This is a genomic window from Streptosporangium sp. G11 (assembly GCF_051192615.1).
GTDB lineage: Bacteria > Actinomycetota > Actinomycetes > Streptosporangiales > Streptosporangiaceae > Streptosporangium.
In genome coordinates, this window is sequence record NZ_JBPJUQ010000045.1 from 24,236 (window position 1) to 44,276 (window position 20,041).

Here is a 20,041-nt window from a genome sequence, read left to right on the forward strand (position 1 = left end):
GCGTGACCGGACGACTGTGGGGCGTGGGCCTGGGACCCGGCGACCCCGAACTGGTGACCGTCAAGGCCGCCCGCCTGATCGGCCAGGCGGATGTGATCGCCTTCCACAGCGCCCGCCACGGCCGGAGCATCGCCCGCTCGGTGGCCGCCCCCTACCTGCGGGAGGGCCAGGTCGAGGAGGCGCTCATCTACCCGCTCACCACCGAGACCACCGACCACCCGGGGGGCTACCAGGGGGCGATCGACGACTTCTACGCCGCCTGCGCGGTGCGGCTGGCGGCCCATCTGGACGCCGGGCGCGACGTGGTGGTGCTGTGCGAGGGCGACCCGCTCTTCTACGGCTCGTACATGCACATGCACAAGCGCCTGTCGCACCGCTACGTCACCGAGGTCGTGCCGGGCGTGACGTCGGTGAGCGGCGCCTCGGCGGTCCTGGGGCGCCCGCTGGTCGAGCGGGACGAGATTCTGACCGTGCTGCCCGGCACGCTCCCGGCCGAGGTGCTCGCCGAGCGCCTGGCGGCCACCGACTCGGCCGCGGTGCTGAAGCTCGGCCGTACGTTCACCAAGGTCCGCGACGCGCTGGCCGAGGCCGGGCGTCTTGACGAGGCCTGGTACGTCGAGCGCGCCACCACCGGGCAGCAGCGCCTGGCCCCCCTCGCCGAGGTCGACCCCGCCGACGTCCCGTACTTCTCCCTGGCGCTGATCCCGAGCCCCGTCAACGCGGCGGGTCCCGCGCCCGCCGCCGAACCCGGGACCGGGACCGGGGCCGGGGCCCAGGGTGAGGTGAGGGCACGCGGCGAGGTGGTCGTGGTGGGGCTCGGTCCCGCCGGGCGGCCGTGGCTGACGCCGGAGGCGCAGGAGGCGCTGGCCGGTGTCGACGAACTCGTCGGGTACGGCCCCTACCTGGACCGCGTCCCGCCCAACGCGCGCCAGCGCCGCCACCCCACCGACAACCGGGTGGAGGCCGAACGGGCCGCGCACGCGCTGGAGCTGGCCGCGGCCGGATCGAGGGTGGCCGTGGTGTCCTCGGGCGACCCGGGGGTGTTCGCGATGGCCAGCGCGGTGCTGGAGGTGGCGTGCGAGCCGAGGTTCGCGGACGTGCCGGTACGGGTGCTGCCCGGCCTGACCGCGGCGCACGCGGTGGCGAGCAGGGCCGGTGCGCCCCTCGGCCACGACTACTGCGTGCTGTCGCTGTCGGACCTGCTCAAGCCCTGGGAGGTGGTCGCCGAGCGGATCAGCGCCGCGGCCAAGGCCGACCTCGTCCTGGCGATCTACAACCCGGCCTCGAAGAGCCGCACCTGGCAGGTGGCCGCCGCGCGGGACCTGCTGCTGGAGCACCGGGCGCCGGAGACCCCCGTGGTCGTCGGCCGCGACGTCGGCGGGGCACGGGAGAGCATGACCGTCACCACCCTCGGCGACCTGGATCCCGACGCGATCGACATGCGCTGCCTGCTGCTGGTGGGCTCGTCCACCACGCGGGTGGCCGAGCGGGGTGACGGCAGCCGGGTGGTGTTCACTCCCCGGCGCTACCCCGCGTAACGTGCCGGGCCGGGGGTGGCACTGTTGTCGGGGGGCCGATCCGGCACCGCTGTTCCGCGCAACGCGTCGGGCCGGAGGTTGCACGGCCGCGGGGGACCGGTCCGGGCCGGGCGCGAGCATGGCGGCCGGTCCGGGCCTGGCGCGCGAGCATGAGGGGCTGCTCCAGGCCTGGCGCGCGAGCATGAGGACCGCTCCAGGCCTGGCGCGCGAGCATGGCGGCGCGGTGCGCCTGCCACGTGCCGGCCGCCGCCCGCCCGCGTGCCTCGGTCGTTGCCCGCGGGCCTCAGTCGTCGAGGAGCCGCCACGTGGTGAGGGCGAGTCCGGCCCGTACCAGCCCGGCGGGCTCGGTGAGCTCGACGCCCAGGTTCTTGCCGATCTGTTCGAGCCGGCGGGAAACACTGCTGTGGTGCAGGTGAAGGAGGTCGGCGGCCCGGCGTAGGGAACCGGTGGCGCAGTAGGCGTCCAGAGTGTCCAGGTCCTCCGGGTTGCCTGCCATTCGGGCGATCGCGGCCACGTCGGCGTTGTCCCGCGCGGTGTCCCGGGGTATCTCAGCGAGCAGCGCCAGCACGCCCAGGTCGTCATGGTGGACGACCGGCCGGCGCGCGGTGGTGAAGCGGAGGGCGGTGCGGGCCTCCCGCCAGGATCGGTCGGGGCTCTCCGCGGCGCCGATGCCCGCGCGAACGCCCGCCGGAAACCTGGACGGGTCCATGGTGGTGGCCAGGATGACGCCCACGTCGGCGACCGGTGCCGCCTTCACCGGGCGGGTCGGGCAGACCAGGCCGCCGACCTGGTCGAGCGGGCGCCGCGACCGTACGGCGATGACGCGGATCGGCAGGTCGGCGGCGAAGCCCAGGAGCCGGAGGGCCCGTGCCCTGGCCGCCTCGTCGCTGTCGGAGCTGATCACCAGCTCGACGAGCGCGGGGTCGGCCATGGTGGTGCGGGCCGGGCCGTACCTCTCGACGACCGCCGTGGCGGCGATGGCGAGCCGGTCCAGCAGCAGTTCGTCGAGCGGGCCGGGCGGGCCGGGGCGTTCCAGCCACACCGTGCCGACCTCCTCGGCGTCGAGGGTGATCGGCGTCGTGGTGGACACGGGGAGCGCCGGGGCGGACGCCTCCCCGCCGCCGGGCGACATGCGGATCACCCGGCCCGTGCCGTGCAGCCGGATCCCGGCCACGCACTCGGCCAGGCCCGCCGAGGCCCGCGCGAGCGCCGGAAGATCCACCCGCCGGCGCATCAGGGTGTCGTAGAACATCACGACGCGGAGCGCGCCCCCGGCCTCCGCGTCCAGCTGCGACAGCCGTGCGGCCAATGCCTCCATGCCGGAAGGATATGCGGCGATCGTCGCGCGGCAGGGGTGGAATACCCGACGAGTGGCGGATGATCCCCGGGATACAAATTGCGAGGATCTCGGTTATGGACCCAGAGCTGGAAGCATTCATCCCGTTGTTCCCCCGGGCAGACCTGACCGATCCGGTCATCGAGCGCAAGAGCTTCGCCGAGCTGGCCACCGCGATACCGGTACCCGACATCGCGGACATGGAGATCGAGGACCGCACGGTGCCCGCCGATCCGGAGGTGACGGTGCGGATCTACCGCCCGCACCGGACGCGGGGCGCCGTCGTCTGGTCGCACGGCGGTGGATTCGTCATGGGTGACGTGGACACCGAGCACCCGTGGGCCATCCGGCTCGCGGACGCCTCTGGCGCGATGGTGATCTCGGTGGGTTACCGTCTCGCCCCCGAGCACCGGTTCCCGGCCGCCCTGGACGACGTCTACGCCGTAGTGGCCTGGGCGGCCGAGCACGCGGCCGAGCTGGGCATCGACCCGGAGCGGATCGCGGTCGGAGGTCACAGCGCCGGCGCGGGGATCGCGGCCGCGGTGGCGTTGCGAGCGCGTGACCGGCAGGGGCCGCGGATCCGTTTCCAGCTGCTCAACCAGCCCAGCCTCGACGACCGGCAGGAGACGTGGTCGGCCCGGAACTTCACCGACACGCCCTGGATGAACCGCGACAAGGTCACCGCGGCCTGGCGGCACTACCTGGGCTCCACGCCCGCCTCACCGCACGCCGCCCCGGCGCGGGCCGCCGACCTGTCCGGCCTGCCACCCGCCTACATCGCCACCGCGGAGCTCTGCCCGAACCGCGACGAGGACATCGGCTACGCGCTGCGCCTGCTGGAGGCGGGCGTGTCGGTCGAGCTGCACCAGTGGCCCGGCACCTTCCACGGGTCGCAGGCGATCCTGTCCGCCGAGGTGTCGCAGCGGCAGATCGCCGAGCTCGCCGCGGCCCTGCGCCGCGCCCTGGCCGAGTGAGGCCGGCCCCATCATCCACCGCCGACTCGGTCACGGGCCTGGTCACGTGGCCGGTCACGTGACCAGGCACGGGCCCCGTTACGTGACCAGGCACGGGCCCCGTTACGTGACCAGGCACGGGCCCGGTCACGACGAGATCGACGAAGACGGGAGAGCGATGAACGCCACCGACATCGCCGAGGCGAGGGAGCGGTCCGCACCACCACCGGACACCGATCACGCGGCGGAACAGGGCCCGGCGGGGCTGCTGCGGCCCTATCGACGGGGCCTCGCCGCCGTCGCCGTCCTGCAGATCGTCGGCGCCGTCGCGGGGCTGGCGCCGCTGCTGGCGGTCGCCGAACTGGGCCGTGCCCTGCTGTCACCCGGCCCGATCGACCACGGTCATGTCCGGGGCGTCGTGATCGCGGGGGCGGCCGGCCTGCTCGTCCGGCTGCTGTTCACGGCCGCGTCGTCCGGGATCGGGCACGTCCTCGACGACCAGGTGCAGCTGTCGTTCCGCCGGCGGCTGGCCGCGTGGCTGGGGCGCGTGCCGATCGGCTGGCTCTCCCGGCGCCGGACCGGTGAGCTGGCGAAGGTGGTGGGGCGGGACGTGAGCGCCGTGCACCCGCTCATCGCCCACGCCCCCGGCGAGCTCGTCTCCGCGTTCGTGGTGCCGCTGGTGTCGCTGGTCTACCTGTTCGCCGTCGACTGGCGGCTCACGCTGATCACGATGATCCCGGTGGCGCTGGCCGTGGCGCTGGTCCCGCTGATGATGACCCCGAGCCGCCTGCGCGAGCAGGAGGCGCTCGACGGGGCGATGGGACGGATCTCGAATGCGGCCGTCGAGTTCGTGCAGGGGATCTCGGTCGTCAAGGCGTTCGGCGGGGGCGAGCGCGCCCACCGCGAGTTCCTCACGGCCACGGACGAGTTCGCCGGCACCTTCTCCCGCTGGGTGCTCGGCATCTCCGGGATCGCCGCGGGGATGGCGCTGGCGCTGTCGCCGCCGTTCGTGCTGCTGGTCGTGCTGACCGGCGGTACGGCACTGATCACGACCGGTTCCATGACCCCGGCGGATCTGCTCCCCTTCCTGCTGCTGGGTCTGGGACTGACCGCTCCGGTGGCGGCTCTCGGCCACGGCTTCGACGACCTGCAGGCCGCCCGGCGCGCGATGGGACGGATCCGGGACGTGCTCGCGGTGCCGTCACTGCCGGAGCCCGCGCGCCCGGTCGCGCCGCGGGGACACCGGGTGGAACTACGTGACGTCCGGTTCGGCTACGAAGCCGGTCACGAGGTGCTGCGCGGGATCGACCTGGTACTCGAACCGGGGACGGTCACCGCGATCGTGGGGCCGTCGGGAAGCGGGAAGTCCACGCTGGTCCGGCTGTTGCCTCGCTTCTTCGACCCGACCCACGGCTCGGTCCTCCTGGGCGGCGTCGATCTCCGGGAGCTCGGCGACCGGGAGCTCCACCGGATGGTCTCCTTCGTCTTCCAGGACGTTCGCCTGCTGCGCGCGTCGGTCGCGGACAACATCGCGCTGGCGGTACCGCACGCCGACCTCGACGACGTGGTCCGGGCCGCCCGGCTGGCGAACATCCACGAACGGATCCTCGAACTGCCGCGCGGATACGAGTCGGTGATCGGCGAGGATGCCAGGCTGTCGGGTGGAGAGGCACAGCGGATCTCGATCGCCCGCGCACTGCTCGCCGCCGCGCCCGTCCTGGTGCTCGACGAGGCGACCGCCTTCGCCGACCCGCGGACCGAACAGGCGGTACGCGGCGCCCTGGCGACACCGGCGGGCGACCGGACGGTCCTGGTCATCGCCCACCGCCTGGAGACGGTCGCCGACGCCGACACCGTCGTGGTCCTGGAGGACGGCGCGATCGTCGAGCGCGGCAGGCCCGCCGAGCTGCTGGAACGGAACGGAAAATTCGCCGCGTTCTGGCGAGCCCACCCGTCGACCCACCCGTCGACCTATCCGTCGGCCATCGCCGATGGGGCCGAATCCCCCGCCGGCGCACCACGAGGAGGCGAGCCCCGATGATCCGAACGCTGCTGCGGCTGCTGGGACCCGAGTACGCCCGGCCGATGCGCCGCACCGCGGCCCTGATGACGGTGACCGCGATAGCCGAGGGCCTGTCCTACGCGCTCATGGTCCCGGTGCTGCGGGCGCTGTTCGGCGGCGGGCCCGCGGACGCCCGGCCCTGGCTGATCGCGTTCGGGGCCGCGGTCGCGGCCTACGCGGTGCTGCGCTATCGCAGCGACCTGTCCGGTTTCCGCGTCGGGACCGCGCTGCTGCGCGGCGTGTACCACCGCTTCGGCGACCATCTGGCCCGGCTGCCCCTCGGCTGGTTCACCGCCCGTCGCGTCGGTGAGGTGTCGGTCCTGGCCGGCGAGGGCGTCCTGCAGGCGATGGGCGTGGCGGCGCACCTGCTGGCACCGCTCATCTCCGCCTGCGTGACCCCGCTGACGATCGTGGTCGTGATACTCGCCTTCGACCGGCACATGGGGGTGGCCGCGCTGGCCGCCGTACCGGTCGTGGCGGCGATCCAGGTCTGGACGGGACGCTCGACGGCCGCCGGGGACGCGGAGCGCGCCGAACGCGGCGACGAGGCCACCGGGAGGGTCATCGAATACCTCCAGGCCCAGCCGGTGCTGCGCGCCGGGGGCCGGACCGCCGAGCACTTCCGGTCGCTCGACGACGCGCTGTCCGGTCTCCAGCGGGCGTCTCGCCGCTCCACGCTGTCGGCGCTGCCCGGCGTGCTGGGCCTGACACTCACGGTGCAGGCGATGTTCACCGTACTGCTGATCCTGGGCGCCTACCTCGCGCTCGGCGGGATCGTCGGTGCGGCGGAGGTCCTGGCGATCCTGGTGCTCGCCGCCCGCTGCGCCGATCCGCTGCTGTCGCTGTCGGACATCGGCGGCAGGCTGCGCGGCGCGCGCTTCGAGCTGGCGAGACTCGACGCGGTGTTGCGCACCGAGCCGCTGCCGCAGGCTCGCGAACCGATCGAGCCGGTACGCCATGACCTGGAGTTCGCGTCCGTCACCTTCCGGCAGGGCGGCCGCACGGTGATCGACGACCTCTCGCTGTCCGTGCCCGCGGGACAGCGGCTCGCCGTCGTCGGGCCGTCGGGCGCGGGCAAGAGCACGCTGCTGCAGTTGCTCGCGCGGTTCCACGACGTGGACGAGGGCGCGGTGCGCGTGGGAGGTGTGGACGTGCGCGCGATCCGTACCGAGGCGCTGATGGCGCGGATCGCCATCGTCTTCCAGGACGTCTACCTCTTCGACGGCACGATCGAGGACAACGTGCGTCTCGGCCGTCCCGGCGCCGGCGAGGCCGAGGTACGGGCGGCGGCGACCGCGGCGCGGCTGGACGAGGTGATCGAGCGCCTGCCCGGCGGGTGGGCGACGAACGTCGGCGAGGGCGGCGCGCTGCTGTCGGGTGGTGAGCGCCAGCGCGTCTCGATCGCGCGGGCGCTGCTGAAGGACGCGCCCATCGTGCTGCTGGACGAGGTGACCTCCGCCCTGGACCCGCTGAACGAGACTGCCGTCCACGAGGGCATCGAGCGCCTGATGGCGGGCCGGACGGTGGTGACGGTGGCGCATCGGATGCGGACCGTCCAGCGCGCCGACCGCGTCGTCTTCCTGGACGGCGGCCGGATCGTGGAGGAGGGCGGCCACGACGACCTGCTGCGCCGAGGTGGCCGCTACGCCGATTTCTGGGAGATCTCCACGACATCGGCACGTGCTCGCTGACGCGTTCCGTGGCCGATCCCGTCGCCCCGACCCTGGGGCCGGTCCCGTCACGCGGGGCCGGGACCGGCCACGGTCTCCAGCCAGGCGAGCGCGGCCTCGACGGTCTCGACCGAGGTCACTCCCCCAGGCGGCGGCGGGCGGCGCACGATCACGACCGGGAGGCCGAGCTCGCGGGCGGCCAGCAGCTTCGCGGTGGTCATCTCACCGCCGCTGTCCTTGGTGACCAGCACCTCCACCCGGTGCTCGCGCATCAGGGCCAGCTCGCCGTCCACCGTGAACGGCCCCCGGCTGAGCAGCACCTTCAGGTGTCGCGGGACGACCGGCCCCGGCATGTCCACCGAGCGGGCCAGGAACCACTGGCCGTCGAGCCCGGCGAAGACCGGCAGGCTGCGGCGTCCCGTGGTCAGGAACACCCGCTCCCCCAGCGAGGGCAGCAGCTCGGCGGCGGCCTCCAGGGAGGGCACCCAGCGCCAGTCGTCGCCGGGAGCCGCCTGCCAGCCGGGGCGCCGCAGGATCAGCAGCGGCAGGCCGGTCCGGCGCGCCGCCTCGACCGCTGAGGCGGTCATCCTGGCCGCGAACGGGTGCGTGGCGTCCACGACGGTGTGGGCGCCGTGCTTCGTCAGCCACGCCGCGAGCCCGTCGGCACCGCCGAAACCGCCCTCGCGCACCTCCCCCACCGGCAGCTTCGGGTCGCGCACCCGGCCCGCCAGTGACGAGACCACGTGCGTCTCCGCCCGCCCGGCGAGCGCGGCGGCCAGCCGCCTGGCCTCGTCGGTGCCGCCCAGTATCAGGACGTTCAGCACGCCGTCACCTCGGAACTCGGGGTCAGTCACGGCAGCGGGCGGCCGAGTACAGGTGGCTGTCGGGAAACTCCGAGGCGGTCAGCACGCGGCCGACGACGATCACCGCGGTACGGAGGATGCCCGCGTCGCGGACCTGCCCGGCGATGTCGGCCAGGGTGCCGCGCAGGATCACCTCGTCGTCGCGGCTGGCCCTGGCCACCACGGCCACCGGGCAGTCGGCGCCGTAGTTGGGGACGAGCTCCGCCGCGACGGCCTCGATGCGCTGCACCGCCAGGTGCAGGACCATCGTGGCCCGGCTGCGGCCGAGCGTGCCGAGGTCCTCGCCCTCGGGCATGGGAGTGGCGCGCACCGAGGTCCGGGTCAGCACGATCGTCTGCCCCACCCCCGGCACGGTGAGCTCGCGCCGCAGCGACGCCGCGGCGGCGGCGAAGGCGGGCACGCCGGGAATCACCTCGTACGGCACCCCCTCGGCGTCCAGCCTGCGCATCTGCTCGGCCATCGCGCTGAACACCGACGGGTCGCCGGAGTGCAGCCTGGCCACGTCGTGTCCGGCCCCGTGGGCGGTGACCATCTCCGCGACGATCTCCTCCAGGGCCATCCTCGCGGTGTCGACCAGCCGCGCGCCCGGCGGGCATGACTCCAGCAGCTCGGGCGGGACCAGCGACCCGGCGTACAGGCACACCGGCGCGGACGCGATCGCCCGCTGGCCCCGCACGGTGATGAGATCCGCGGCGCCCGGCCCGGCTCCGATGAAACGTACCGTCATCGCTTTCCCTCCGAGGCGGGCGGCTTGACCGCGGTCCAGATCGTGACGGGCATCATGGGCCGCCAGCCGGTGAAACCGCCGACCGGGGAGGCCCTGCTGACCGCGAGCCGGACCATGCCTCCGCCGAGCCTGCCGTGCCAGAGGGCCAGGACCGCCTCGGACTCGACGGTCACCGCGTTGGCCACCAGCCTGCCCCCCGGCCGCAGCGCCTCCCAGCACGCCTCGACCATCCCTGGAACGGTCACCCCGCCGCCGATGAAGACGGCGTCGGGCGGCTCCAGCCCGGCGAGCGCGGCGGGCGCGGCACCGGTCACCACGTCGAGACCGGGGACGCCCAGCGCCGCGGCGTTGCGGGCGACCGCGGCCGCCCGTTCCGGGTGGGACTCCACCGCGACGGCTCGGTTGTCCGGGTGCGCGCGCATCCACTCGATGCCGATGCTGCCCGCGCCCGCGCCGACGTCCCACAGCAGTTCCCCGGGGACGGGCGCCAGCCGGGACATGGTGACCGCGCGCACCTCGCTCTTGGTGAGCTGCCCGTCGTGCTCGAACGCCTCGTCGGGCAGGCCGGGGAGGCGGGGCAGCGGAACGGTCCCGGCGTCGGCGCGGCACTCCACGGCGACGACGTTGAGGTCGTGGGTCGCGGGCAGGGACCAGGTGGCGGCCGTGCCGGAGACCACGCGCTCCCCGGCGCCGCCCAGCCGTTCCAGGACCGTCATCGGGCTCGCGCCGTAACCTCGGGCGGCGAGCAGCCCGGCGACCCTGGCCGGGGTACGGCCGTCGGCGCTGAGGACCAGGACCCGGCGGCCGTCGTGGACGGCCGGATGCAGCACCTCGGCCGGGCGCGCCACGAGGCTGACCACCTCGACCCGGTCGGCCGCCCACCCGAGCCTGGCGCAGGCCAGGGAGACCGACGACGGATGCGGCAGGACCCGGACCCGGTCGGCACCGAGCAGCCGCACCAGGGTCGTGCCGATGCCGTGGAACATGGGGTCGCCACTGGCCAGCACGCACACCCTGCGTCGCCGGTGGGAGGCGATGAGCGCGGGCAGGGCCGGGAGCAGCGGAGAGGGCCAGACGACGCGCTCGGCACCGGGCTCCCTACCGTGCTCGGCCCCGGACTCGGGCTCGGACTCGGGCTCGGACTCGGGCTCGGACCCGGGTTTCGGGATGAGCTCCAGTTGCCGGGCGCCGCCCATCAGGACCTCGGCGGCGCGCAGCTCGCGCCGCGCCGCCTCGGAGAGACCCGCCCAGCCGTCGTCTCCGATGCCGACGACGACGACGGCGGGGTCGGCGACGGAACCGGTGACGAGGTCAGGGGGCGCGAGGTCAGGGACGGCGGGGTCAGACATTGCCCAGCACCCGGGTAAGACGGATCTCGACCACGACGCGGGCGGGGTTCTCCCGGGGCGCGCGGTAGCGCTCGGCGTAGCGGCGCTCGGCGTCGGCGACCGATTCGGGGTCGGTACGGATCACCGCGCGCCCCTCCAGGGTCGACCAGCGGCGCCCGTCCACCTGGCAGACCGCGACGGCCGCCCCCTCGTCCCCCGCCGCGAGCACGTGGCGGACCTTGTGCGAGCCCCCCGAGGTGATCACCCTGGCGATTCCCGAGTCGGCATCCAGCGTCACCCCCACCGGGACGACGTGCGGCGTGCCGTCGGCGCGCACGGTGGTCATCGTGCACAGGTGCCGCTCCCGCCAGAACGCGCGGAGCTCCTCCCCGAGATCCTTCAACAGCCAGCCCTTCCCCGATGCCGTTCTACCGGGCGACATGGTAGTCCCGAGCCGGACCCGGCGGCGGACCGCGTCCACCACCGGGCCCGGTCGCCGGCCGGGGCCCCGCCGCCGCTCCCGCCCGGCCGAAGCGGCACCGAACCTGCCGTAGCCGATACCGGACCGGCACCGAACCTGCCGTGACCGGCACCAGACTGACACCGAACCGGCGCTGACCGGCACCAACCGACACCGAATCGGCACTGGCTTGAGCGGCGCCGTCGGCCCGTCGCCGTCGACCGGTACCGGTCAGTCCTCCTCGGCAGGCCGGTCGCGCTCCTCCTCGTAGGCCCGCAGGACCTCCTCGCGCCGCTCCGCCGGGAGCCGGTCGATGTAGAGGCGGCCGTCGAGGTGGTCCGTCTCGTGCTGCAGGCACCGGGCGAGCAGTCCGGTGCCCTCGACCGTCAGGGGTGCCCCGGCCAGGTCGAAGCCGTGCACGACCGCCCGGTCGGGCCTGGCGAGCGACCCCCGCTGTCCCGGTACCGACAGGCAGCCCTCGTCGTACTCCGCCAGGGTGCGCTCGGTGGCCTCGGGCAGCACCAGGACCGGGTTGACCACGACGCCCTTGCGGTACTCCTCGGTGTCGTCCGGGCAGTCGTAGACGAACACGCGCAGGGGGACGCCGATCTGGTTGGCCGCGAGCCCCACACCGTCGGCGGCGTACATGCTGGCGAACATGTCGTGCACCAGCGTGGCCAGGTTCTCGTCGAAACGGGTGACCGGCTCGCAGGGCCGGTGCAGCACCGGGTCGCCGACATGACGGATGGGCGTGGGCCTGCCCTCGCCGCTCGTCTCCACCCCTCAGCCTCCGGCGTTGAAGATGACGTCGTCAGGCGTGACCCTCACGGTGACGCGCCTCTCGTCCGGGGTCCGGAAAGGATAGGTCTCCACTCCGAGATACTTCTTCGTCAGGTGGTCGATGACCTCGTCCGCGCCCTCCAGTTCCATCCGGGCCGTGCCAGAGACGCTGACCAGGTGGAAGGCGTCCTTGGGATCGAGGACGCTCACCGACACACGCGGGTCCTCGCGCAGATGGCGCTCCTTGGCCCGGCCGACGGCCGTGTTGAAGACGACGTCGTCTCCGTCGACGTCGACCCACACGACGGTGCTGTGCAACGAGCCGTCCGGCCTGACGGTGGTCACCCAGGCGTGCACGGGCTGCCTGAGCAGTTCCTTGGCGTTTTCAGTGAGTTTTGCCATGGGACCTCCACGTTACGAACGGCGCCTATGAGGTAATCGAACATCACGCACGCGTGATCGCTTTCACCGCCCCCCAGGGAAATCGCCAGGGCGCGAAACCGGGTCCGCGTCCAGCCAGAAGCCGACCGAGGCCTCTCCCGATTACCGAATGTTGACTCTCCGTCACCCTGCGTGTTACCACTTGATCCGGCATTCCGGTGGCGACCTAAGGGGATCGATGTCGTTTCTCGACCGGTACGAGTCGGCGGCGGAGAAACGGCGGCCCGCCCTGGTCGTCTCATGGATCCGCACCGAGTGGCGGGCCTTCTTCGCCGAGCTGCGGGAATGCCGGCCGATCATGCACACACCGCTGCTCACCCTGGTGACCCGCTTCCCCGACGTCATCGAGGTGCTGTCGCGCGAGCGCGTCTTCACCGTCCGGCTCTACGCCCCGCGCATGGACCCGTTCCTGGGCGGCGGCTTCATGCTGTCGCAGGACGACACGCCGCTGCACTGGGCGGAGAAGGGCCTCATGCAGAGCGTGCTGCCCGTCCAGGACGTGGCCCGGGTCCGCCGCATGGCCGCCGCCTTCGCCGACGAGGCGCTGGACGACGCCCGGCCCGGGGGGCGGATCGAGGCGGTCGCGGAGCTGGCTCGCCACGTCCAGCTGCGCGTCTGCCGCGAATACTTCGGGCTGGCGGGCATCGGGCTCGACGAGCTGTCCGCGTGGTCGCGGGCGGCCCAGACCGACATCTTCAAGAACCTGCACGGCGACCCCGCGGTCCACGCCGCCTCGCTGGACGCCGGCGCCCGGCTCCGCGACCGTCTCCACGACCTGGTCGACGACCGGCGGGCCCGCCTCGGCTGCGGCGGTACCGTCCCCGACGACGTGCTGACCCGCCTGCTGCGCGGCCAGCCGCCGGAGGAGATCGCCTTCTGCGACCGGCGCGTGCTGGCCAACATGGCCGGTCTGCTCGTCGGGTCGGTGGAGAACACCGCGCAGGCCGTGGCCGGAGCGGTCGAGGAGCTCCTGTCGCGCGACGAGGTGGGGAGGGCCGCCGTCGCCGCGGCGTCGGAGGCGGATCCGGCGCGCTTCGACGCCCATGTCTGGGAGGCCCTGCGGTTCGCCCCGCCCAACCGGATGATCTTCCGCCTGTGCGAGAGCGACCATGTTCTGGCGGCGGGCACCCCGCGCGCGACACTCATCCCCGCGGGCACGCTGGTCTTCGCCTGCACCGCCTCGGCGATGTTCGACGCGGACGCCGTACCCGAGCCCGACGCCTTCCGCGTCGACCGGCCCTCCCACAGCGGCCTGCATTTCGGCTACGGCCCGCACCTCTGCCTGGGACGGCACCTGGGCGCCGCGATCGTCCCCGAGGTGGTGCGGCGCGTCCTGCTGCGTCCCCGGGTGCGCAGGCTCCCCCGGACCGGCGGCGGGATTTGCTTCGGCGAGGATTCCTTTCCCGCCCATCCGCCCGCCCGGTCGGCGCACCCCCGGCAGGCGGCATCCTGGTAGGCATGAGTTATCGCATATGCGTGGTGTGCATGGGGAACATCTGCCGCTCCCCCATGGCCGAGGTCGTGCTGAGGAAGACCCTCGACGACCACGGTCTCGGTGATCTCGTCACGGTCGACAGCGCGGGCACCGGCGGCTGGCACCAGGGCGGTCCGATGGACGCGCGGGCCGCCGAGATGCTCTCCGACCACGGTTACGACGGCTCGGAGCACCGGGCCCGGCAGTTCCTGCGCGGCTGGTACGACCGGGTCGACCTGGTGCTGGCCATGGACGCCCACAACCTCGACGCCCTGCGACGCCTCGCCCCCGACGGCGCGGACGTGCGCCTGTTCCGCTCCTTCGACCCCGCCGCCCCCGAGGGCGCCGAGGTGCCCGACCCCTACTACGGCGAGCGCGAGGGCTTCGCCGAGGTGCTGGAGATGGTCGAGGCCGCCTCCGAGGGTCTGGCCAAGCACCTGGCGGCCACCCTCAGGTGAGGTCCCGTCCCACGCCTTTGTGAACCCTGCTCTTTCTACGGGGAAATCTCGTCCGCGCCATCGCCTTTACAACGTAGATCACAAACCGGCTACCGGGTCAAACGTCCCTGCGGGCGAGCGCGACGGCCGCCGCGCCGAGGGCGACGACTCAGCACGCCCGGGTCACCGAGCAGCGCCGCCGCGATTCCCAGCCGCTGCCGCATTCCGAGTGAGAGGTCACCGGTCCGCCGGCGGGAACGGTGGATCAGCTCTCCGTCAGTGTGGCGGCGCGGTCGCCGATGATGTCGAGGGTGAGGAGGGCGAGGTTGGCGGCGAGGGCGGCGCCGATGATCGTGGTCGTCGCGCCGGGGAGGCCATCGGCGGCGGAGAACCCCAGCCAGGCTCCGGCGAGTGCCGCGGCCGGTGCGGCGGCCAGGCCCCGGTGCCGGTGCCGAGAGGTCCGGTCGCGGCGGGTCCAGGCGCAGTAGGCGCCGTAGCCGATGGCGGCGCCGACGGGCGGTACGGTGACGAGCGGGTCGCCGAGGTAGGTCGCCGGCCACAGGATCGACACGGTCAGCACGGCCAGGGACCAGCCGCCGAGGCCGAGGATCACCGGGGTCAGGACGCGCAGCCAGATGCCGGCTCTGGGTCCGAAGCCACCGCGGCGGCGTACCCGGCGGGTCATCCCGGCGAGCAGGGCGGCGGCGGCCAGCGTGAGGCCGGTCAGGACGCCTGCGAGGATCTTGGCGATGTTCGGCATGCTGAGCGCGCCGGCCTGGAAGTCGACCTTGTGGGTGGTGTATCCGGAGGTGTCGACCCGGCCGTGGTCGAAGAAGGCGGTCAGCAGTCGCCGGTTGGCCTCGGGCTGATAGCGCCAGAAGTCGGTGGTGTGCCCGAGTTCGGCCAGGATCACCTGGTGGCCGTTGGGCAATGCGGGCAGCAGTTCCCTGGTGGCCGGTTCGGCGGGTGTGGTGAAGTCGACGGTGCCGCTGATCAGGAGCGTTTCGACGTCGGTCGGGCGCGTCCGCTGGTATCCGCGGGTATCGGGGCTGGACGGCCACGCCTTGGTGAGGCCACCGCCGGCCCACAGCAGATCCGCGCCGGCGTTGCCGAGGATCGAGCCCGGGTCGCCCCCTCCGGCGTAGTAGCGGTCGACCGGCGCAGCGTCGATCATGGTGGTCGCGGCGGATTCTCCCCAGACGAAGGACGTCGGGATGGTCAGGTCGGCGAGAAGGGAGATGGCCCAGAGCCCGCTGGGATCGCCGTCGGCGGCGGCCAGCCAGGCGTCGAGCATCGCGGGCGCGTTGAGCGGCGCGGCGAATCGTGTGGAGTTGACCAGTCCGATCAGCGTCGCGGCGCGGACGTTGCCGCTTTTGATGGCCAGGGGTCCCCACCGGTCGGGCAGGTGGGCGGCGGTCGCCTTCATGGAGGCGGCGAGGTCTTCGGTGCGTGCGGCGCATGCGTGGTCCTGGGCGCACAGTCGGGCATATCGGGCGAGTTGGTCGTCCGTGATGGCGGGGTCCCAGAGGAAGTGGCCGGGCGGGTTCACGCCGGTCATCACCGACCGGTGGATGGACCGCGGATGGCGCCAGGCGTAGATCATGGCGGTGCGGGTTCCGACGCTCTGGCTGATCAGGTTGATCCGCCGGTAGCCCAGTGCGCCGCGGACGGCCTCCAGGTCCTCGACGCGCTGGGGTAGCGAGTAGCCGTCGAGGTCGGTGCCGTCCTCGGTCAGGCGTCTGGCACAGTCGGCGTAGGCCTGGGAGGTGCGGCGCGTTGTGTCGGGTCCGGCGAGGTCGGCGGAGTGCCGCATCGCCGTGGTCACCTCAGGACAGTCAAGGACGACGGAACCGTCGATGCCGCGGTAGCCGACCAGGACGATGTCGTGCCGGTCGGAGAGGCGGGCGGCTTCCTTGAAGGTCATGTTCGTCTGACCGGGCCCGCCCCCGAGACGGAAGATCGGCTCGGCCGGGTCGGGGCCGGTGGCCCGGATGCGTTTCACGGGCAGCGTGATCGGCCGGGAGCCGGGAACGTCGTGGTTCTCGGGGACGGTCAGGGTGCCGCAGTCCGCCGGGAGGGCTCCGGTTTCGGTCTCGTACGTGCAGGGGTTCAGGGTCAGTGTGCCGACCTTGGCCGCGGGGAACGCCGCCGGTGTCGTCGTATCCCGTACGCCCAGGTAGCCGAGGGCGAGGATGGTGAGGGTCATGGCCGCCAGGGCAATGATTCTGGCGGGGGTCGATCCCGAGGTGTCCATGCTGACGTCTCCTGTGTGTCAGGAGCGAGTCTGGTGCGAACGGGTTGGCGGCTCGCTGACGCCTGCCGGTGTATCGGAGGTAAGGGCAGCCCTACCCGCGTAACCGCTCAAGAGCGAGAACCTGGACAAGGAGTCGATGATTGCGATCGACATCGTGATCATCAGGATGCGGGCGAGGTCTTCCGCACCGCCTTCGAAAAGGTGGCCGGTAGCCCGATCCAAGACGTACAGACTGGAGATCCGAGCCTCCGGCGGGGGCACTCCGCTCCGGGATGTGAGAGGAGCGCGACGCGCGGGTGGCGAAGTGGCTGAGGTAGGCGCCTGCTCATCCCGTCCACCGCGACGGTCGCGCCGTGGCGTTTGGTCAACTCCCTGACCTCGATCATGCCGTCGAGGTTCTCGCGGGGCGGGACTCGGGCGCGTCGGGCCACGGCGGGCACTTCGCGGTCAGCCTCGGGTCCGACGGAGAGGGCCGAGGCACGGGAGGGTCGGCCCCGGGGATGACGTCCCCTGGGAGGAGGCGGGGGCACGACCCCGGCGGATACGGTTTCACCGTGGACCTCACCGTGGACGACTCGCTCTTCCCACGGCACTGGAGCCGCGACCGGCTCGTCCGCCTCGACGCCCTGGCGGCGGTGGGGTACGCGGTCGCGCTGCTGCTGTTCGGGGCCGGGCGCCTGGACCCGGCGGTGCCCGCGTGGGCGGAGTCGCTGCTCCTGGCCGGGGTCGTCCTGCCGCTCGCGGTGCGGCGGCTGTGGCCGCTCACCGTCTTCTGCGTCGTCCTCGCGATGTCGCTGGTGTCCGTCGTCCTCCTCGGCACGGTGCACGACAGATTCGCGGCGGCGGCCTTCGCGATCTACATGGTGGCGCTCACCCGGCCCCGGCCCCGGGGGGAACCCACGATCGCGATCGGCGTCTGCAGCGCGGTGGCCGTCCTGCTGCTGTCGGCGACGGGCACCCCCGCCCCCGTGCCCGGCGTCATCGGGCCGCTGCTGCTGGGGGTGGCGTTCATGGGCGGCGCCTGGATCGTGGGCCGCGCCGTGCGCGAGCGACGGGCCTACACCGCGCGGGCGGCCGAGCAGCTCGCGGGCCGGGCGGTGGCCGAGGAACGGCTGCGGATCGCCCGCGAACTGCACGACGTGGTGGCGCACAGCATGAGCCTGATCGCGGTCAAGGCGGGCATCGCCAACCACGTCGCCGCGGTGCGGCCCGAGGAGGCCGCGGACGCGCTGCGCGTCATCGAGACCACGAGCAGGGGCGCGCTGGCCGAGATGCGCCAGCTGCTGGGAGTGCTCCGCTCCGCGCCCGCCCTCGACCGTGACCTCGACCTCGACCTCGATCGTGACCCCGCCCCCGACTCCGACCGCGATCACGCCCGTGATCCCGCCCGTGACGCGCCACCCTCCCTCGCCCCCTCCCCCGGCCTCGCGGGCCTCACCGGCCTCGCGGAGCGGGCGTCGACGGCCGGGGTACGCGTCGAGCTGGACGTCCGGGCGGCCGGCCTTCCCGAGGGGGTGGAGCTGTCGGTCTACCGGATCGTCCAGGAGGCGCTGACCAACGTCGTCAGGCACGCCGCCCCCGCCCGGTGCCGGGTCTCGGTCGAGGCGTCGGACGGCGAGGTCAGGGTCGAGGTCTCCGACGACGGGCCCGGCAGACGGGTGCCGCCGGGCGGGCCGGGACACGGGCTGATCGGGATGCGCGAGAGGGTGGTCATGTACGGCGGGAGCCTCACGGCCGGGCGCCGCCCGGAGGGCGGATTCGGGATTTCGGCCCGCATACCGTACGAGAAGACGCGCATGCCGTACGAGGAGACACGCGTGCCCTACGGGAAGACGCGCGTCCCACACGGAGAGACGGCCGCGTCACACGCGGAGACACACATGCCGTACGAGGAGACGCACATGCCGTCCGGGGAGACGCGCTCGTCTCGCGGGGAAACGCACATGCCGTACGAGGAGACGCGTGTGCCGTACGAGGAGGCCCCGTGATCCGGGTGCTCGTGGCCGACGACCAGGCGCTGCTGCGCGGGAGCTTCCGGGTGCTGGTGGACACCGCGCCCGACCTGGTGGCGGTCGGCGAGGCAGGGACGGGCGCCGAGGCGGTGGAGCTGGCGCGCGGCGCGTCACCGGACGTGGTGCTCATGGACGTGCGGATGCCGGAGATGGACGGCATCGAGGCGACCCGCCGCATCTGCGGGCCCGGGGGCGTCCCGGGGGTGCGGGTGCTTATGCTCACCACGTTCGACCTGGACGAGTACGTCTACGCGGCGCTGCGGGCCGGGGCCAGCGGCTTCCTGCTCAAGGACACCCCGCCGGGCGACCTGCTGGCCGCGATCCGGGTGGTGGCCTCGGGCGAGGCGCTGCTCGCCCCGACGGTGACGCGCAGGCTCATCGCCGAGTTCTCCCGGCGCCCCGAACCGGCGCGCCCACCGGTCCGCGGGCTCGACGGGATCACCGGGCGGGAGCTCGACGTGCTGGCGCTCATCGCCAAGGGGTTTTCCAACACGGAGATCGCCGGTCACCTGACCCTGAGCCTGGCGACGGTGAAGACGCACGTGGGCCGCCTGCTCGGCAAGCTCGGTGCCCGTGACCGGGCCCAGCTCGTCGTCGTCGCCTACGAGACGGGCCTGGTCACGGCGGCGCGTCCGCCCCGCTAGGCCGGGCCTCGCGGTCCCGCCGTGACGTCCCCTCCCGGGCAGCGGACCGGCCTGCCCGCCCGGCGCCCCCGCCGCGCCGAGGCGGCGTCGCGGAGGGGCCGGGCGCGGCGGAGCGCGGGCCGGGGCGGGCCGGTCAGCGGGGCTCGCCGGTTCCGGTCGCGCGTTCCAGGACCTCCAGGACGGTCCCGGCGAGCAGTGCGATCTTGTAGTGGTTACGGGCCGCCGGAGCGCACCGGGCCGTGGCCAGCCCGGCGGCCCGGTCGAGGGGTTCGCCCGCCAGGAGCGCCTCCTCGACCTCGGGCAGGCGTACGGGGACGCGGGCCACGCCCCCCGCGGCCACCCTGGCGAAGGTGATCCTCCCGCCCTCGGTGACCAGCCGCGCCGCCGCCTCCACCAGCGGCCACTCCGCCTCGGACCTGCCGATCGCCCGGTGGTAGGCGGCCCGCTCCCCCGGCACGGGCGGCGGCAGGACGACGGAGGCGAGGATCTCCCCCGGGGGCAGCAGGTGGTCGCGGGAGGGGTCGGAGCCGTCCCCGTACAGGTCGGCGACGGGGAACGGTTCCCCGCCGCGCACCTCGACGGAGGCGTCGCAGGCGAGCAGGGCCACCGCGAGCGACGACGGGTGTGGCGCGACGCACGGGCCGGTGTCGAGGATCGCGGCGTTCGGGGCGAGCCCGGCGCGAGCCGGGCAGTGGTCGCCACCGTTCTGGTGGCAGGAGAAGGCCGGGTTGCGGAAGTACGCGCAGCGGTTGCGCTGCAACAGGTTGCCCCCGACGGTGGCCACCTCCCGGATCTGGGGCGTGGCCAGGCCCGCCGCCGTCAGCGCCAGGCAGGGGTGGGCGGCGGCCAGGCGCGCGTCGCGGGCCACCCGCGCGACCGTGGTCAGCGCGCCGATCCTGACGGAGCCGTCCGGCTGCCAGGTGACGCCGGACAGATCGGACAGGCCGCGCAGGTCCACGTGCGGCCCCGCCGCGCGGCGGCCCATCAGGTCGGTGCCTCCGGCGCGGAACTCGCCCCCGCGCCGCACGGCCTCGCCGAGATCGGTGAGTACGGTCATCGAAC

17 protein-coding genes are annotated in these 20,041 nt (G+C 73.6%); 8 read left to right on the forward strand and 9 right to left on the reverse strand.

The window, feature by feature from the left end; genetic code table 11:
* The first annotated feature begins 2 nt into the window (after window positions 1–2).
* Window positions 3–1,538, forward strand: coding sequence for a precorrin-2 C(20)-methyltransferase (locus ACSDR0_RS32295; RefSeq protein WP_435292754.1), 1,536 nt, complete (start codon window positions 3–5; stop codon window positions 1,536–1,538).
* A 283-nt stretch (window positions 1,539–1,821) separates the two neighbouring features.
* Here ACSDR0_RS32295 and ACSDR0_RS32300 read toward each other — a convergent pair whose 3' ends face one another.
* Window positions 1,822–2,856, reverse strand: coding sequence for a PucR family transcriptional regulator (locus ACSDR0_RS32300; protein ID WP_435292696.1), 1,035 nt, complete (start codon window positions 2,854–2,856; stop codon window positions 1,822–1,824).
* Window positions 2,857–2,951: 95 nt separating this feature from the next.
* On the opposite strand from ACSDR0_RS32300, the gene ACSDR0_RS32305 reads away from it, so the two are divergent.
* The 3 genes from ACSDR0_RS32305 (at window position 2,952) to ACSDR0_RS32315 (ending at window position 7,580) form a co-directional block, all read left to right on the forward strand.
* Window positions 2,952–3,848, forward strand: coding sequence for an alpha/beta hydrolase (locus tag ACSDR0_RS32305; protein ID WP_435292697.1), 897 nt, complete (start codon window positions 2,952–2,954; stop codon window positions 3,846–3,848).
* A 157-nt stretch (window positions 3,849–4,005) separates the two neighbouring features.
* Entirely contained in the window at window positions 4,006–5,868 is a 1,863-nt protein-coding gene (locus ACSDR0_RS32310) for an ABC transporter ATP-binding protein (RefSeq protein WP_435292698.1), read from the forward strand.
* Window positions 5,865–7,580: an ABC transporter ATP-binding protein gene (locus ACSDR0_RS32315; RefSeq protein ID WP_435292699.1), complete on the forward strand. Its 1,716-nt coding sequence runs from the start codon at window positions 5,865–5,867 to the stop codon at window positions 7,578–7,580. The genes ACSDR0_RS32310 and ACSDR0_RS32315 overlap by 4 nt, the downstream gene beginning before the upstream one ends.
* A gap of 47 nt (window positions 7,581–7,627) precedes the next feature.
* Here ACSDR0_RS32315 and ACSDR0_RS32320 read toward each other — a convergent pair whose 3' ends face one another.
* The 6 genes from ACSDR0_RS32320 to ACSDR0_RS32345 all read right to left on the reverse strand — a co-directional run bounded on the left by ACSDR0_RS32320 (window position 7,628) and on the right by ACSDR0_RS32345 (window position 12,119).
* Complete coding sequence (locus tag ACSDR0_RS32320; RefSeq protein ID WP_435292700.1) at window positions 7,628–8,383, reverse strand: cobalt-precorrin-6A reductase; 756 nt, start codon at window positions 8,381–8,383, stop codon at window positions 7,628–7,630.
* A 22-nt stretch (window positions 8,384–8,405) separates the two neighbouring features.
* Window positions 8,406–9,149 carry a precorrin-4 C(11)-methyltransferase gene (gene cobM, locus ACSDR0_RS32325; RefSeq protein ID WP_435292701.1) on the reverse strand — a complete coding sequence of 248 codons (744 nt, stop codon included), beginning with the start codon at window positions 9,147–9,149 and terminating at the stop codon, window positions 8,406–8,408.
* Window positions 9,146–10,498: a precorrin-6y C5,15-methyltransferase (decarboxylating) subunit CbiE gene (gene cbiE, locus ACSDR0_RS32330; RefSeq protein WP_435292702.1), complete on the reverse strand. Its 1,353-nt coding sequence runs from the start codon at window positions 10,496–10,498 to the stop codon at window positions 9,146–9,148. The genes cobM and cbiE overlap by 4 nt, the downstream gene beginning before the upstream one ends.
* Window positions 10,491–10,919, reverse strand: a complete 429-nt coding sequence (locus ACSDR0_RS32335) for a pyridoxamine 5'-phosphate oxidase family protein (RefSeq protein WP_435292703.1) — start codon at window positions 10,917–10,919, stop codon at window positions 10,491–10,493. Before ACSDR0_RS32335 ends, cbiE begins: the two co-directional genes overlap by 8 nt.
* A 249-nt stretch (window positions 10,920–11,168) precedes the next feature.
* Window positions 11,169–11,717 carry a peptide deformylase gene (gene def, locus ACSDR0_RS32340; RefSeq protein WP_435292704.1) on the reverse strand — a complete coding sequence of 183 codons (549 nt, stop codon included), beginning with the start codon at window positions 11,715–11,717 and terminating at the stop codon, window positions 11,169–11,171.
* 3 nt (window positions 11,718–11,720) lie between these two features.
* On the reverse strand, window positions 11,721–12,119 hold the full coding sequence (locus ACSDR0_RS32345) for a TIGR03618 family F420-dependent PPOX class oxidoreductase (RefSeq protein ID WP_435292705.1): 399 nt from the start codon (window positions 12,117–12,119) through the stop codon (window positions 11,721–11,723).
* A 217-nt stretch (window positions 12,120–12,336) separates the two neighbouring features.
* Here ACSDR0_RS32345 and ACSDR0_RS32350 point away from each other — a divergent pair, with 217 nt between their 5' ends.
* Together ACSDR0_RS32350 and ACSDR0_RS32355 are read left to right on the forward strand one after the other, a co-directional pair.
* Entirely contained in the window at window positions 12,337–13,614 is a 1,278-nt protein-coding gene (locus ACSDR0_RS32350) for a cytochrome P450 (protein ID WP_435292706.1), read from the forward strand.
* A gap of 2 nt (window positions 13,615–13,616) precedes the next feature.
* A complete protein-coding gene (locus ACSDR0_RS32355; protein ID WP_435292707.1) occupies window positions 13,617–14,090 on the forward strand; it encodes a low molecular weight protein-tyrosine-phosphatase in 474 nt (157 codons plus the stop codon).
* A 244-nt stretch (window positions 14,091–14,334) separates the two neighbouring features.
* Here the strand turns inward: ACSDR0_RS32355 and ACSDR0_RS32360 are convergent, their stop codons facing one another.
* A complete protein-coding gene (locus tag ACSDR0_RS32360; protein ID WP_435292708.1) occupies window positions 14,335–16,323 on the reverse strand; it encodes an alpha/beta fold hydrolase in 1,989 nt (662 codons plus the stop codon).
* 554 nt (window positions 16,324–16,877) lie between these two features.
* Here ACSDR0_RS32360 and ACSDR0_RS32365 point away from each other — a divergent pair.
* Both ACSDR0_RS32365 and ACSDR0_RS32370 read left to right on the forward strand, forming a co-directional pair.
* Window positions 16,878–18,311 (forward strand): histidine kinase, encoded by a 1,434-nt coding sequence (locus tag ACSDR0_RS32365; RefSeq protein WP_435292709.1) that lies wholly within the window; start codon window positions 16,878–16,880, stop codon window positions 18,309–18,311.
* Entirely contained in the window at window positions 18,308–18,979 is a 672-nt protein-coding gene (locus tag ACSDR0_RS32370) for a response regulator (RefSeq protein WP_435292710.1), read from the forward strand. The genes ACSDR0_RS32365 and ACSDR0_RS32370 overlap by 4 nt, the downstream gene beginning before the upstream one ends.
* Before the next feature lie 133 nt (window positions 18,980–19,112).
* On the opposite strand, the gene ACSDR0_RS32375 is transcribed toward ACSDR0_RS32370, so the two are convergent.
* The gene (locus tag ACSDR0_RS32375; protein WP_435292711.1) at window positions 19,113–20,036 is read right to left on the reverse strand and encodes an FAD binding domain-containing protein; all 924 of its coding nucleotides are present in this window, start codon (window positions 20,034–20,036) and stop codon (window positions 19,113–19,115) included.
* Window positions 20,037–20,041: the final 5 nt, after the last annotated feature.

Bases quoted from the DNA above. Each gene is read 5' to 3' on its own strand.
- ACSDR0_RS32315 (WP_435292699.1), top strand. From the start codon at position 5,865: ATGATCCGAACGCTGCTGCGGCTGCTGGGACCCGAGTACGCCCGGCCG.
- ACSDR0_RS32345 (WP_435292705.1), bottom strand. From the start codon at position 12,119: ATGGCAAAACTCACTGAAAACGCCAAGGAACTGCTCAGGCAGCCCGTG.
- ACSDR0_RS32305 (WP_435292697.1), top strand. From the start codon at position 2,952: ATGGACCCAGAGCTGGAAGCATTCATCCCGTTGTTCCCCCGGGCAGAC.
- cbiE (WP_435292702.1), bottom strand. From the start codon at position 10,498: ATGTCTGACCCCGCCGTCCCTGACCTCGCGCCCCCTGACCTCGTCACC.
- ACSDR0_RS32335 (WP_435292703.1), bottom strand. From the start codon at position 10,919: ATGTCGCCCGGTAGAACGGCATCGGGGAAGGGCTGGCTGTTGAAGGAT.
- ACSDR0_RS32310 (WP_435292698.1), top strand. From the start codon at position 4,006: ATGAACGCCACCGACATCGCCGAGGCGAGGGAGCGGTCCGCACCACCA.
- ACSDR0_RS32375 (WP_435292711.1), bottom strand. From the start codon at position 20,036: ATGACCGTACTCACCGATCTCGGCGAGGCCGTGCGGCGCGGGGGCGAG.
- ACSDR0_RS32360 (WP_435292708.1), bottom strand. From the start codon at position 16,323: ATGGACACCTCGGGATCGACCCCCGCCAGAATCATTGCCCTGGCGGCC.
- cobM (WP_435292701.1), bottom strand. From the start codon at position 9,149: ATGACGGTACGTTTCATCGGAGCCGGGCCGGGCGCCGCGGATCTCATC.
- ACSDR0_RS32350 (WP_435292706.1), top strand. From the start codon at position 12,337: ATGTCGTTTCTCGACCGGTACGAGTCGGCGGCGGAGAAACGGCGGCCC.
- ACSDR0_RS32355 (WP_435292707.1), top strand. From the start codon at position 13,617: ATGAGTTATCGCATATGCGTGGTGTGCATGGGGAACATCTGCCGCTCC.
- ACSDR0_RS32300 (WP_435292696.1), bottom strand. From the start codon at position 2,856: ATGGAGGCATTGGCCGCACGGCTGTCGCAGCTGGACGCGGAGGCCGGG.